Source organism: Enterococcus sp. AZ040, assembly GCF_050499185.1.
GTDB lineage: Bacteria > Bacillota > Bacilli > Lactobacillales > Enterococcaceae > Enterococcus_D > Enterococcus_D entomosocium.
Map to the genome: position 1 here is coordinate 3,411,996 of NZ_JBMHEW010000001.1, position 14,826 is coordinate 3,426,821.

9 protein-coding genes are annotated in these 14,826 nt (G+C 44.8%); 1 reads left to right on the plus strand and 8 read right to left on the minus strand.

The window, feature by feature from the left end:
* Positions 1-9 precede the first annotated feature (9 nt).
* From IGK63_RS15700 to rpoB, 6 genes are all read right to left on the minus strand, one after another.
* Positions 10-1,089: a PTS fructose transporter subunit IIC gene (locus IGK63_RS15700; RefSeq protein WP_034871967.1), complete on the minus strand. Its 1,080-nt coding sequence runs from the start codon at positions 1,087-1,089 to the stop codon at positions 10-12.
* A gap of 46 nt (positions 1,090-1,135) precedes the next feature.
* Positions 1,136-1,450, minus strand: coding sequence for a PTS fructose transporter subunit IIB (locus IGK63_RS15705; protein ID WP_005230357.1), 315 nt, complete (start codon positions 1,448-1,450; stop codon positions 1,136-1,138).
* Between the two features lie 16 nt (positions 1,451-1,466).
* Entirely contained in the window at positions 1,467-1,964 is a 498-nt protein-coding gene (locus IGK63_RS15710; RefSeq protein WP_005230355.1) for a PTS sugar transporter subunit IIA, read from the minus strand.
* A 2-nt stretch (positions 1,965-1,966) separates the two neighbouring features.
* Complete coding sequence (locus IGK63_RS15715) at positions 1,967-3,433, minus strand: BglG family transcription antiterminator (protein ID WP_429972545.1); 1,467 nt, start codon at positions 3,431-3,433, stop codon at positions 1,967-1,969.
* 243 nt (positions 3,434-3,676) lie between these two features.
* A complete protein-coding gene (gene rpoC, locus IGK63_RS15720) occupies positions 3,677-7,327 on the minus strand; it encodes a DNA-directed RNA polymerase subunit beta' (protein WP_034871965.1) in 3,651 nt (1,216 codons plus the stop codon).
* 87 nt (positions 7,328-7,414) lie between these two features.
* On the minus strand, positions 7,415-11,032 hold the full coding sequence (rpoB, locus tag IGK63_RS15725; protein ID WP_008381746.1) for a DNA-directed RNA polymerase subunit beta: 3,618 nt from the start codon (positions 11,030-11,032) through the stop codon (positions 7,415-7,417).
* A 433-nt stretch (positions 11,033-11,465) separates the two neighbouring features.
* On the opposite strand from rpoB, the gene IGK63_RS15730 reads away from it, so the two are divergent.
* Positions 11,466-12,428, plus strand: a complete 963-nt coding sequence (locus IGK63_RS15730; RefSeq protein WP_016612072.1) for a biotin--[acetyl-CoA-carboxylase] ligase — start codon at positions 11,466-11,468, stop codon at positions 12,426-12,428.
* Positions 12,429-12,706: 278 nt separating this feature from the next.
* Here IGK63_RS15730 and menA read toward each other — a convergent pair whose 3' ends face one another.
* Positions 12,707-13,660 (minus strand): 1,4-dihydroxy-2-naphthoate polyprenyltransferase, encoded by a 954-nt coding sequence (gene menA, locus IGK63_RS15735; RefSeq protein ID WP_429972546.1) that lies wholly within the window; start codon positions 13,658-13,660, stop codon positions 12,707-12,709.
* A gap of 12 nt (positions 13,661-13,672) precedes the next feature.
* Complete coding sequence (locus IGK63_RS15740; protein ID WP_016612068.1) at positions 13,673-14,749, minus strand: FAD:protein FMN transferase; 1,077 nt, start codon at positions 14,747-14,749, stop codon at positions 13,673-13,675.
* Positions 14,750-14,826 lie beyond the last annotated feature (77 nt).

Genomic DNA, 14,826 nt, shown 5'->3' on the forward strand with positions numbered 1-14,826 from the left:
CTCCTTTTTTTAGGAAATTTCAATCGACGAAAAGTCAATGTCTTCTTCCTCTTCCATGATCGGCGTTTCCACGGGCGCCTTTTTCAATGCAAACAGCAAAACACCGGTGATGGCAGAACCAATCAAGAGTGCGATGGTAAATTTCAATGGATCCGTCATGGCAGGAATGATGAAGACCCCACCAGATGGCACCGGTGAACCGACGCCCCAAACCATGCTTAGACCACCGCCGACGGCTGCTCCGACCGTACAGGAAAAAATGACACGAAACGGATCAACGGCAGCGATTGGGATCACCCCTTCTGTGATCATGCAAAGACCCATTGGAAAAGCGATCTTGATGTTGTCTTCTTCTTCCGTAGAATATTTGGGCCGGCGTAAGAGACGAGAGAGAATCCAAGAGATCGTAACACCAAAGGGCGGCACCATTGAGGCTAAAATTTTCACGGCTTCGGGTTCTTGAATGCCTTCCAATAATAGCCCATCAGCAAATAGCGAGGCGACTTTGTTGACGGGTCCGCCAAAATCAAAGGCAGCCATGCCACCGACAATCGCTCCAAATAAGAAATTCCCCGAGCCTTGCAGATTCGTTAAGAAGGTAGTCAACGCCTCCGTAGCCCACACGATCGGTACACCGATGACGAAGAACATCAAAGCACCGACGATCAGTGTCGACAAGACCGGTACGATCATCATTGGCATCAGACCTTGTGCCCAACGTGGTACTTTAAGGTTTTTTACTAAGAATAAGACCAGATAACCTGCGAGATAGCCTCCTAACATTCCCCCTAAAAAGCCTGCGCCAATCGCATTGGCAATCAGTCCCATAAAGAGTCCCGGAGCGATTCCTGGACGATCGGCAATGGAATAGGCGATTGCGGCAGCGATCACTGGCGCCAGCAGCCCCATCCCTAAAACGCCCAGCGAGACCAGTGCATCCGGGATCGTATAGGCAGCATCGTAATTTTCAATGACCGTGCCGTTGGCAAGATTGCCGATAGCGATCAAAAGTCCAGCTGTTACAACGACCGGCAGCATATATGAGATGGCGGTTAAGGCATGTTTTTTCAACTGCAGCTGTTTCATCATTTGTTTCATCCCCCTTTAAATTTGAATTGTCGGAACATTTATTGATTCATCCCTGATTTAATTTTTCTTCAATCGTTTCAAGCAAACGCTTAGGCGCTTTGATCACCATACTAGTTGGAATTTCTACTATTCGCTTGCCTTCAAAGCGGTCTCTGCCGCCGATTTTAATATCTGCCGCAATAATGACAACATCAGCTGCCTGAATAGCTGCTTCCGTCAATTCACTTTCTGTCCCGATGGTTCCTTGGGTTTCGATATGGACTTCATGACCAAGTTCTTTCGCAGCTGTTTCGATTTTTTGCTTAGCAATATACGTATGAGCGATTCCTGAAGTACAAGCAGCTACACCAACGATTTTCATCTCTTCTCCCCCTTTCTTAGTTTTCTGCCATTGGATCTTTTGCAAGCAAGGCCATCATTTGATCCTTGGTCCCTGACGCAACGAGACGATCAATAAACGATTCATCCGCTAGTAGCATCGCTACCTTTTGCAGCAGCTTGATATGCATCGTATTGGCATCGGTATTTTTGACTGCAAACAAGATAATTACTTGAACGGGCGCTTCATCGATGGACTCCCATTCAAGCGGACGCTTGGTTTTTCCGATCACTAAAGAAGTCTTTTTCACACTGTCTGACTTTCCATGTGGGATTGCTAAGCCATGTCCGATACCGGTCATTCCTTCCGTTTCTCGGGCAAAGACATCTTGGGTGAACCCTGCTAAATCGGTAATTATCTGGTTTTCATATAAAAGTTCAGACAGTTCAGTGATCGCTTCTTCTTTTGAATTCGCTTCCATTTCCATCTTGATAAGATTGGGATTGATTACATCTGCGATGCTGAACGTTTGGATCGTTTGGCTTTCGTTTTTCATCTTTACATCTCTCCTAATAGTTGTTTGACTCGCTTTTCATCCTGTTTGGTAAATACCGAATTGACTAAAATCGTCGGCACCTTCGTTTCTACTGGCAAATTAATGGTGGTTAAGATCAGATCGATATCCTGGTAGTCTTGCGCATGCTTTCGATACATCCGAGCGGAAAGCACATCCACGATATCCAACTCTGGAAATGCCCGTTGGACTTTGACTTTCAGCAGTTCAGAGGTCCCTACGCCGCTGCTGCACATGATTAAGACTCGCTGTCTGCGCCGACGAATGACTTTAAATTTCACAAAATACAGAACCAAGAAACCAATCTCGTCTTCCGATATGGGATTCGTTCCATAGGTTTGCTCCACTTCCTTGCTGACTTGTGCCACTTGCTCAAAAATCCTTGGGTACTCTAGTTGAATGTCATTTAGCAGCCCATTTTTCACGATGATTTTATTTTTTAGCCGATAGAGCATCGGCTGGATATGGCAAAGTAGATTGGTCTTGTCTGTTTGCTGGTTCAATTTGATACCCAGTGCTTTTTCCATCCGCTTAGTAAAAAACTCCGTGATTTCGCTGGCTTCTTTTGTCAGATTGGTCATTGCCAAGGGTTTGTTTTCCACTCTGGAAGACACTAGATACTGGTAGAGATAAAATACCTCACTTTCTGGTAGCTCCGTCACGAGATAGGCATTGATTTTTTCAATCACTTGTTTGGCAACTTGATAAAACTCTTGGTGCTGTTCAATCAAATGCTGTTCTTCCTCATCTAAACCCTCAATTATCTCTTCGCGGTCAATTTCTCCTTCTCTCATTCGTAAAATCAGAATATACAGATGCGAGAAAATATTCATATTGTAAGGATACGCAATACTGTTCGCGAGTTTTCGCTCAATGAATTCAAGAATGGAGGTAATAAAGTTGATATCAAAGGCATTGATGGGATATTTTTGCGCGACCATTTCTTCATTCCACACATGGTTTTTCGTAAAGAGATCACTGACACAGCGACGGATATTTTTTTCGGTACCAATCACTGCAATTCTCTTATCGGATCGGATCAACTGGAGTTCAAAGTACTGAAAATATTCCGAAAGACGATTGATATCACTACTTATCACTGCTTCACTCAAATAGTAAGGGGCGAACAGCTCTTTGATCATTAATCGCTTTGGTGATTTAAACAATACATGCAGTGCAATCGCATGACGCCGCTCAAGCGGCTCATCATGTTGATCCGTTTCTTGATTTTCAATCGTGCCTTTGAGATACGCTTCATAATCCAAACAAAATCCTTTGCCGATTTCAGACCGAATGATTTCTGAACCAGCAGCCTCATTGATCCGCTTGATCGTCCGATAAATGGTTTTTGTTGAAACCTTAGCAGCTGTGGCTAGTTCATTAGCGGTCAAATTCATCCCCTGTATCATAAACTGCTCAATCAAACGTGTTTCTCTCTTGCTCAGCTTCATACTGTCTCCCTCCGTATCTTTACTATAGCCCTCTTTGGCTCGAGTATTTCTTAATCGATGTCCACTGATTTGGACATTTCAAAAATAACGCTTTCATTTATTGTTCCAAATGCCCCTTTTCTAGGATGAAAGAAGGACGCATTCTTTTTCGTAACATTTCCTTTTGCTAAACAAAAAAGCTTGCCATTCCGAAGAATGACAAGCTTTTCCGTCACACTGAGTCAATCAGGTGCTGGGCATTGATTAGTTCTGGCTGTTCAATGCGTCTTCAGCAGCCATTTGTGCTTCGATGTCTGAGATGCTGTAGACATTTTCGCTGGCAACTGTTACTTCTTTTGGTTCCATTTCACGGTAACGAGGCATACCAGTACCAGCTGGGATGATCTTACCGATGATAACATTTTCTTTCAATCCAAGAAGTGGATCTTTCTTGCCGCGAATCGCTGCATCGGTCAACACACGAGTGGTTTCTTGGAAGGACGCAGCAGACAAGAAGCTGTTGGTTTCCAAAGATGCTTTCGTGATTCCTAGTAGGACTGGACGGCTAGTTGCAGGAACGCCGCCGGCTACCAATGTGTCGTAGTTGCGGTCTTTAAAGTCGGCGATATCCAACAATGTTCCTGGCAAGATGCCTGAATCACCTGGATCCATGACGCGGACTTTACGCAGCATTTGACGAACCATTACTTCGATATGTTTGTCGCCGATTTCTACCCCTTGCATCCGGTAAACGCGTTGAACTTCCCGTAATAGGTAGTTTTCAACAGACAAGACATCGCGAACTTGTAACAGTTGTTTTGGATCGATCGAACCTTCCGTCAATGGCGCACCACGATGGATAAAGTCGCCTTCTGCTACTTTCATCCGGGCAGTATAAGGAACGGTATACGTACGCGTATCGGTTTCCCCTTTGATAGTCACTTCTTTGGTCCGAGTTGATGGGTCTTCTGAGATATCGATGACTTCTCCGGTAACTTCGGTAATGACCGCTTGTCCTTTCGGATTACGGGCTTCAAAGATTTCTTGGACACGAGGGAGACCTTGCGTGATATCGTCTCCGGCAACCCCGCCGGTATGGAAGGTACGCATGGTCAACTGAGTACCAGGTTCACCGATTGATTGGGCAGCGATGGTACCGACTGCTTCCCCAACTTCAACTTCAGAACCAGTAGCTAAGTTGCGGCCATAACAATGTTTACATACACCATGTTTGGTGTTACATGTAAAGACAGAGCGAATGGATACTGTTTCGATACCAGCGTCCACGATGGCTTTAGCTAAATCTTCAGTGATCAATTCATTGACCCCTAGAAGGACTTCGCCAGTTTCAGGATGGATCACTGATTTACGTGTGTAACGTCCAATCAAACGTTCTTCTAAGGATTCGATGATTTCGTTTCCTTCGCGAATTGCTTGAATGTCTAAACCACGGTCAGTACCACAATCGTCTTCACGGATGATAACATCTTGGGCAACGTCAACGAGACGACGTGTCAAGTAACCGGAATCGGCTGTTTTCAAGGCGGTATCGGTCATCCCTTTACGGGCACCATGGGTCGAGATAAACATTTCTAAGACAGATAGACCTTCACGGAAGTTTGAGATGATCGGCAATTCCATGATTCGTCCGTTAGGCGCGGCCATCAATCCACGCATCCCAGCAAGCTGAGTAAAGTTGGAGATGTTACCACGGGCACCGGAATCAGACATCATGAAGATTGGGTTTTTCGCTTCCAATGATTCCATCAGTTTTAACTGAATTTCATCTTTGGCTGCATTCCAAACACCAATAACTCGTTCATAACGCTCGTCATCGGTAATCAATCCACGACGGAATTGTTTCGTGATCGTTTCAACTTGTTTGTGGGCATTGTCGATGATTTCATGTTTTTCGTGCAAGTTCATGATATCAGCGATACCAACGGTGATACCCGCCATTGTTGAATGGCTGTATCCTAAGTCTTTCATGCGGTCAAGCATGCGTGACGTTTCAGTGATGCGGAAACGTTTGAAGACTTCTGAAATGATGTTTCCTAAGTTTTTCTTCTTGAATGGGCCAACAAGCTCTTGTTCTTTGATGAAGGCAGGCACATCTGTACCAGCTTCAATAAAGTACTTGTCTGGTGTTTGAACCGTCAAGTTGTAGTCTGTCGGTTCGTTTAAGAATGGGAATTCTGGTGGCATGATCGAGTTAAAGATCACTTTACCCACCGTTGTTACCATCAAGCGTTGTTTTTGTTCAGACGTGAATGGTTTGTCCCCTAAAGTGTTTGGATTGATAGCGATCCGTGTGTGTAAATGCACGTAGCCATTGCGCCATGCCGTAACTGCTTCGTCCATGTCACGGAAGATCATGCCTTCCCCTTCACGGCCTTCTTCTTCCATCGTCAAGTAGTAGTTCCCTAGGACCATATCCTGAGATGGTGTTACAACTGGTTTTCCGTCTTTTGGATTCAAAATGTTTTGGGCTGCTAACATCAGCATACGTGCTTCTGCTTGCGCTTCTTCGTTCAATGGTACGTGAACGGCCATTTGGTCTCCATCGAAATCGGCATTGTAGGCTTCACAAACAAGTGGGTGCAAACGAATGGCACGGCCTTCAACTAAGACTGGTTCAAATGCTTGGATACCTAATCTGTGAAGCGTAGGTGCCCGGTTCAATAGCACTGGATGTTCTCTGATAACATCTTCTAAGACATCCCAAACTTCGTCTTCTTGACGTTCGATTTTGCGTTTGGCATTTTTGATGTTTGACGCGATTTCACGAGAAACAAGTTCCCGCATCACGAATGGTTTGAATAATTCGATCGCCATTTCTTTTGGCAGACCACATTGGTACATTTTAAGGAATGGACCAACGACGATAACTGAACGACCTGAGTAGTCGACCCGTTTTCCTAGCAAGTTTTGACGGAAACGACCTTGTTTCCCTTTCAACATGTGAGAAAGAGATTTCAATGGGCGGTTCCCTGGCCCTGCAACTGGACGGCCACGACGACCGTTATCGATCAAGGCATCGACTGCTTCTTGCAGCATCCGTTTTTCATTTTGAACGATGATGTTTGGTGCATTCAAGTCTAACAAGCGTTTCAAACGGTTGTTACGGTTGATTACACGACGATACAAGTCGTTCAAGTCACTTGTGGCAAAACGTCCACCTTCTAATTGCACCATTGGACGCAAATCAGGCGGGATAACTGGGATAACGTCCATAACCATCCAGCTTGGTTTGTTTCCTGAAGCACGGAATGCTTCTAAGATATCCAAACGGCGGATCGCACGGGTCCGTTTTTGACCAGTTGCGTTTTTCAATTCTTCTTTCAATTCAGCAACTTCGCCTTCAAGATCAACGCCATCTAATAATTGTTTGATGGCTTCGGCACCCATCGCTGCTGAAAATTCTTGACCGTATTGGTCACGTTTTTCACGGTATTCCCGTTCAGTCAATAGTTGTTTTTTCTCAAGGCTGGTGTTTCCTGGTTCAATCACTACGTAAGAAGCAAAGTAGATGATTTCTTCCAATGCACGTGGGCTCATGTCTAAAACAAGACCCATCCGTGAAGGAATGCCTTTGAAGTACCAAATGTGTGATACTGGTGCTGCTAGTTCAATGTGTCCCATGCGTTCACGACGCACTTTTGAACGTGTTACTTCCACGCCGCAACGGTCACAAACGATGCCTTTATAGCGGATCCGTTTGTATTTGCCGCAAGCACATTCCCAGTCTTTGGTTGGACCGAAAATACGCTCGTCAAACAACCCTTCGCGTTCAGGTTTTAACGTACGGTAGTTAATGGTTTCTGGTTTTTTTACTTCACCATAAGACCAGCTTCTGATTTTTTCAGGAGAAGCCAAACCGATTTGCATACTTTCGAATTTATTTACATCGATCAAAAAAGGTTCCCTCCATTTCATTTCATGGACATATCCGATAGAACGGGGGCTATTTCCGCTAGTGGCGGAAATAGCGAGGGCCGTCTATTATTGCAAGCGATCTTCTGCTGTCTCGATTTGTTGGTTCAACGCGTCGGCGGCATTTTTAGCTTCTGTTTGTGCTTTTTGTTCTAATTCACGGGCTGTTTGTTGCTCCGCAAATTTTGTTAAGGCATCAACGGTGATCAAATCATCATCGTCATCATCCATATCACGCAGTTCGATCTCTGCATCATCGATATCTAGGACGCGCATGTCTAGACCCAGTGATTGCAATTCTTTTACTAATACGCGGAATGATTCTGGTACACCTGGTTTTGGAATTGGTTCCCCTTTGACGATCGCTTCGTATGTTTTCACACGACCAACCACGTCATCTGATTTGTAGGTCAAGATTTCTTGCAAGGTGTAAGCAGCACCGTATGCTTCCAGTGCCCAAACTTCCATCTCTCCGAAACGTTGTCCACCAAATTGGGCTTTTCCTCCCAATGGTTGTTGCGTAACCAATGAGTAAGGTCCAATGGAACGGGCATGCAATTTATCATCGACCATGTGGGCCAATTTGATCATGTACATGACACCAACGGAGATGCGGCCATCAAATGGTTCGCCGGTACGTCCGTCGTAAAGCACTGTTTTGGCATCGCTGGCCATTCCTGCTTCAGCAACCGTTGCCCAAACATCTTCATCGCTGGCACCATCAAAGACTGGTGTTGCCACGTGAATGCCTAATTGACGCGCAGCCATTCCTAAATGTAACTCTAATACTTGTCCAATGTTCATCCGAGAAGGTACCCCTAATGGGTTCAGCATGATATCGACTGGTGTGCCATCTGGTAAGAAAGGCATGTCTTCTTCTGGCATAATGCGAGAAACGACCCCTTTGTTTCCGTGACGCCCGGCCATTTTATCCCCTTCATGGATTTTCCGTTTTTGAACGATATAAACGCGAACCAGCATGTTCACACCTGGTGACAATTCATCGCCAGCTTCGCGGGTAAAGATTTTGACATCGTGGACGATTCCGCCGCCGCCGTGAGGCACGCGTAAAGAAGTGTCACGCACTTCGCGGGCTTTTTCACCAAAGATTGCGTGCAACAAACGCTCTTCTGCTGAAAGTTCCGTTACCCCTTTTGGAGTGACTTTCCCAACAAGCAGATCGCCATCTTTGACTTCCGCACCAATGCGGATAATGCCCATTTCGTCTAGGTCTTTCAACGCGTCTTCCCCAACGTTCGGGATTTCGCGAGTGATTTCTTCAGGTCCTAATTTTGTGTCGCGGGCTTCTGATTCATATTCTTCAATATGGACAGAAGTGTAAACATCATCTTTTACCAAACGACGGCTCATGATGATGGCATCTTCATAGTTGTACCCTTCCCAAGTCATGAATGCGACTAAGACGTTTTGTCCTAATGCCATTTCACCTTGTTCCATAGATGGGCCATCTGCTAAGATGTCGCCTTTTTCCACTTTTTCACCAAGTGCCACTAATGGACGTTGGTTGTAGCTGGTTCCTGAGTTTGAACGACGGAATTTGGTAACAGAATAAACGTCTAATGCGCCATTGTCACGACGAACGCGCACTTCGGCTGCATCCACGTATTCTACGATTCCATCATGTTTACATAACAAAGCAGCTCCTGAGTCATGTGCTGATTTGTATTCCATACCAGTACCAACCCAAGGTGCTTTCGGATTGATCAATGGTACAGCTTGCCGCTGCATGTTGGCACCCATCAAGGCACGGTTGGAGTCATCGTTTTCCAAGAAAGGAATACATGCGGTTGCGACTGCGACTACTTGTTTTGGTGATACGTCCATGTAGTCGACTTTATCGATCGATACTTCCAAGTTTTCAGAAGTAGCACGCGCCATAACAACGTCGTTTACGAAAGAGCCGTCTTCATTTAACAAGCTGTTTGCTTGGGCCACAACGTAGTGGTCTTCGGTATCGGCAGTCAAGTAATCGATTTTGTCTGTAACACGGCCTGTTTCGCGGTCAACTCGACGGTATGGTGTTTCAATGAAGCCATACTTGTTGACTTTGGCATAAGAGGCCAAGCTGTTGATCAACCCGATGTTTGGTCCCTCAGGCGTTTCGATCGGACACATACGGCCATAGTGGGAATAGTGAACGTCTCGGACTTCATAGCCGGCACGGTCACGGGTCAAACCACCAGGTCCTAAGGCAGATAGACGACGTTTATGGGTCAACTCACCCAGTGGGTTTGTTTGGTCCATGAACTGTGACAACTGAGAAGAACCAAAGAATTCTTTGATACTTGCGACAACTGGACGAATATTGATCAATTGTTGCGGTGTCAAGGTTTCGGTGTCTTGGATCGACATCCGTTCACGAACGACACGTTCCATCCGAGCAAGCCCGATCCGGAATTGGTTTTGCAATAATTCACCAACAGAACGAATCCGACGATTTCCTAAGTGGTCGATATCATCGACATTGCCGATGCCTTCCATCAAGTTGAAGAAGTAGCTCATTGAAGCAATGATGTCTGCTGGACGAACGGTACGTGTGGCAGTATCTGGATAGCCATTACCGATCACGTTGACTTCTTGTTCTGGATCTTTTGGTGAAAAGACTTTGATGACTTGGACCGTCATTGGTTCGGTAACGACCCCATCTTCTGATGGATAGTACGTTACACTGTTTAGGCCATTATCGATAAATGCGCCTAGTGTTTCCATGACTTGGTGAGTCAAAACAGTGCCTTTTTCAACAATGATCTCGCCTGTTTCAGGGTCAACCAAGGTTTCTGCTAAGGTCAAGTTCAATAGACGTGTTTTCAAGTCTAATTTTTTGTTTACTTTGTAGCGACCAACATTTGCTAAGTCGTAACGTTTTGGATCGAAGAAACGTGCGTTCAGCAAGCTGCGTGAGCTGTCTGCTGTTTTTGGCTCGCCTGGACGAAGACGTTCGTAAACATCTTTCAATCCTTCTTCGGTACGAGAATCGCTTGCGTTTTTATGCAAGTCTTTTTCGATCGTGTTACGCAATGATTCACTGTCGCCGAAAATTTCAAAGATCGTGTCATCAGAACCAAACCCTAGGGCACGGACTAAGACCGTCAAAGGAATTTTACGGGTACGGTCAATCCGTACGTAAGAGATATCTTTGGCATCAGTTTCCATTTCTAGCCACGCACCGCGGTTAGGGATAACAGTTGAACCAAAGCCTTCTTTGCCGTTTTTATCGACTTTGCCATGGAAATATACACCTGGAGAGCGGACCAACTGAGAAACGATAACCCGTTCTGCCCCGTTGATGATAAAGGTTCCTTGTTCAGTCATTAATGGGAAATCACCAAAGAATACTTCTTGGGATTTGATTTCCCCGGTTTCACGGTTCGTCAAACGCAAAGTAACATGTAATGGTGCCGAATAGTTTGCATCATGGGCACGGGCTTCTTCTACTGTATACTTTGGTTCTTTCAATTCATAATCCACAAATTCTAGGGACAAGTTACCGTTGAATCCTTCGATTGGCAAAATATCTTCAAACATTTCTCTGAGGCCCTCATCTAGGAACCATTGGTAAGAGTCGGTTTGAATTTCAATCAAATTCGGTAATTCTAATACTTCACTGATCCGTGCGAAACTTCTACGTTCGCGATGCTTTCCGTATTTTACTACGTGTCCAGCCAAGCTCTTCACCTCTTCATAAAGTCTTTCAAAAAGGCTATCCGATTATTTACAAAACTGTAACAAATATTAAATATAGGTTACAGAAAGCATTTTTTGCGGCTTTTAGGCAAAAAAAAACCAAAAATAGAACGGATGCATTGGGCATTTTCTACTTTTGTTTCCTTATTCCTAAGCCGAAACGGACAATATTTCGTTTCTGCTTTTTTCGTTCAGATAGTTTTTGCAACTCCTTATTATACAGATGAAGCACTTCTCTGTCAAGCTTTCATTGGAAGTTACAATGCTTTTCTGGCGCACCCATTTCCTAAGATTTTCTAAAGAAAAAAACAAGGCTGGTGTGGACGGTTTTTCGTAAGAAACTACTTTGCTTTTTGCCGATTTCTTGCTATGCTAACGAAAACGTTACACGTGAAACATTAGGAAGGATATCCTTATGACGACAAAAGAAAAAATACTGACCTTATTACAAAAAGAAGATACTGTGCTATCTGGAGAGAAACTGGCCCAAGCTTTGTCGATCTCTCGTACCGCAGTCTGGAAAGCCATTAAAGAACTCGAGAAAGAAGGCTATCATTTCGAACACTTGGCCAACGGCTATCGCTTTGTCTCGGATGATCGCTACGATCAAACAGCACTTGCGGCAGCCTTGCCGATGATTCCCACGATTCAAATCAAGGAAGCTGTTGAATCCACCATGAAAGAAGCCAAGATTGCCGCTTTGGATAGTGGACTGGCAACCCCCGCCCTTTTTTTGACCGAAACGCAAACAGGCGGTCATGGCCGCTTCGAACGACCGTTTTTCTCACCGAAAAAACAAGGGATCTATATGAGCTTGCTTTTAAAACCAAACCAAGCGTTTCAAGAATTGCCGCAATATACCGTTCTGGCGGCGGTAGCAGTTGCCGAAGCCATCGATGCCCTTCTAATGAAGGAAACGGCCATTAAGTGGGTCAACGATCTGTACTTAGATGGAAAAAAAATCTGCGGTATTTTGTCTGAAGCAACCAGTGACTTTGAGACAGGCCGTATTACTTCGGTTGTGATCGGTATCGGCATCAGTTTTTCAATTCCGCAACAGCAGTTTCCAGCAGAGATTCGGGAAAAAGCAACCTCACTCTTTCCTGGTGAAGAGTATCCAACCTTTTCTCGGGTCGCGTTGATCCAAGAAATTTGGCGTCGGTTCTTCCAATTGTTAGCGCAACTGCCTGACATGAATTATATGGCCCGCTATCGGCAGAAATCCTTCGTTTTGGGCCGCACCGTTCAATTTACGCAACAAGGTGTGACCTATGAAGGGATCGCCAAAGACATTACCAACACCGGTGAATTAGTGGTGGAAACAGCGACGGAGCGCAAGGTGCTTTCTTCTGGAGAAATCAGTTTGGAACGGTATTGAGGCTGCTTTCGTAGGTAACCAGTCACAGCAAGCGTAAACACAAACACTCCATAAACAGACCTGCTTATTCCGAGGGGTTAAATAAAAAGCAACCTAGGCAGCTCCCAAACAAACTTTACTGCTACGATCAATTCCGCAGAGAAAGCGAGCCTCATCTTTTCATAATAAGTAGGATGCTTGTTCTTTTATCATGTCTTTTCTACAGTTTTTATGCGCTCTTTCATTCCCCACATAAAAAAGATCGACCTGCTCTTTCAAGAGCAGGTCGATCTTTTCTTTTACAGCAATTGCCACAGCAGGCACAAAAGTAAGCCCAAGGCATAGCTGCTGTTGAATAAAATCATGTTTTTAATCGAATAGCCGAAGCTACGTGGGTGCGGCAGGCTGGCTTGATGTTCTTTCAAGTTTTGGCGGATTTTTGGCAGTGTCAGAAACACGAGCAATATCGGCCATTGGAAGAGACCAATCAAGAGGCCCAATAAAATAGCGGCGTAGGAAGCTAGCATCATTCCTTGAAACAGACGGATACCTGCTTCGCGACCGATGTAGTACACCAGTGTGTAGCGGTGATTTTCGATATCGGCTTCCAGATCCCGCAAGTTATTGGCTAACATGATGTCAGCAATCGTGAAAATCAATGGCAAGGATGCCAACACGATGGCACAAACGGCCCAGAGGTTCCCCACTAAGCCAAAGGTCCCGTTCGCAAAATCCAGTGCCAGATAAAACACTTTTTGATCAATAGTATTGATATAGATCGTGATGGCAAAAATCCCTAATCCCATCGTTACGCCGCTGAACACCTCGCCTAAAGGCATCCGCGATAACGGAATGGGGCCAAAGGTATAAAAGACTCCGATAAAGCAAACGACCAACCCCATCACTAGCAGCAACCAGCCAGTGACAAACGACAAGTAAAGACCAATTAACAAGGTTCCTGCCAACATCGCAAAAATCAGATTGCGAACAGTAGCTTCTGAGATGTTTTCTCGCCCGATCACATTGTGCTGGTATTTGTAGGTTTCTGATTTGGCTTTTTTGAAATCCATATAATTGTTGATGGACGTTGTCGTCAAATCAAACAGCAACATCCCCAGAAAAAAGATTGCGGTATTCAAAGGATGAAATTCATGAAAATACACCAACGAGAACAACACACCCATAATGAAGGGGAAGACACTGGCCACTTTGGTACGGATCTCCACTACTTCTAAAAACACTGAAAGAGACATCTTTCACTCCTCCTATTCTAAATCAGCACGATCACCCATCGTGTAGCCTGATTCCTCTGAAAGCTCAAAGGTATTTTTGATGCCGTCTGTTACGTACACTTTATCTTCTTTTGTGATAAAGATCGCATCGGTCCCCTTTTCGGTATGCTGTTCGATATAAGCCAAGCCTTCTTTGACCCCTTTATCAAACGCCACCGTAGTCAACCCGTCACCATCGATGGATTTGTCGGTGATCACAGTCACACTTGCTACATCGCTATCGTAAGGATAACCAGTCTCAGAATCAAAAATATGGTGATACGTTTTGCCGTCTACTTCTAAGTAGCGTTCGTAGATCCCTGAAGTAACCACTGTTTTATTGGTTTCTTTGATACTACCGATAATCGAGCCGCGAGATTTGTTCGGGTCTTGGATTCCGACATTCCATGGCTCATCTGTGCCACGGTTACTATGACCTAACACATAGACATTCCCGCCCAAATCGACGATCGCGGAAGTCACGCCATTGTCCTTCAACACTTTGACGACTTCGTCCGTGATATATCCTTTAGCGATCGCCCCAAGGTCAAGGATCATGTCCTTGTCTTTTAAATAAACGGTTTGATCTTCATCGTTAAACTCGACTTGTTCATAATTGATATGTTTCAATGCTTCATCGATCTCAGATTGCTCTGGCTTGCGGGCATCATCAAAGCCGATTCGCCATAATTGGGTGATGGCACCGATGGCCATATTAAAGCCGCCTTCTGATCTCACACTGTAATCGTAAGCTTCTTTTAGCAAATAATAAATATCATCCGAAACCTTCACTGGTTTGATGCCAGCTTGCGCATTGATTTCATCGATCTCTGATCCTGCTTGGTTGATGGTGATTTTATCGCCTAATTCTCTGATGCGGTCAAAGGCTGGCTTCATAGCGTCCTCTTTGCCTTCATCATAAATGCGGATTCGAGTATAAGTGCCTAATAAAAATTCTTCTTGAAAATATGGTTCTTCCCGCAGCGTCGTTGCTTCCTGATTACTGCCACAAGCTGCCAACATTGTGCCTAAAAAAACAAACATCAGAAAAAACGTTACTTTCTTTTTCATGATTTTCCTCTTTTCTATTGTCTTCAACCTTCATATAATAGCCTTTTTTTGGCAGAATGAAAAGGGGCATTCCGTGA

Excerpts from the sequence above, each read along its gene's own strand:
- IGK63_RS15705 (WP_005230357.1), bottom strand. The coding sequence starts at position 1,450 with ATGAAAATCGTTGGTGTAGCTGCTTGTACTTCAGGAATCGCTCATACG.
- IGK63_RS15730 (WP_016612072.1), top strand. The coding sequence starts at position 11,466 with ATGACGACAAAAGAAAAAATACTGACCTTATTACAAAAAGAAGATACT.
- IGK63_RS15715 (WP_429972545.1), bottom strand. The coding sequence starts at position 3,433 with ATGAAGCTGAGCAAGAGAGAAACACGTTTGATTGAGCAGTTTATGATA.
- IGK63_RS15740 (WP_016612068.1), bottom strand. The coding sequence starts at position 14,749 with ATGAAAAAGAAAGTAACGTTTTTTCTGATGTTTGTTTTTTTAGGCACA.
- IGK63_RS15700 (WP_034871967.1), bottom strand. The coding sequence starts at position 1,089 with ATGATGAAACAGCTGCAGTTGAAAAAACATGCCTTAACCGCCATCTCA.
- menA (WP_429972546.1), bottom strand. The coding sequence starts at position 13,660 with ATGTCTCTTTCAGTGTTTTTAGAAGTAGTGGAGATCCGTACCAAAGTG.
- IGK63_RS15710 (WP_005230355.1), bottom strand. The coding sequence starts at position 1,964 with ATGAAAAACGAAAGCCAAACGATCCAAACGTTCAGCATCGCAGATGTA.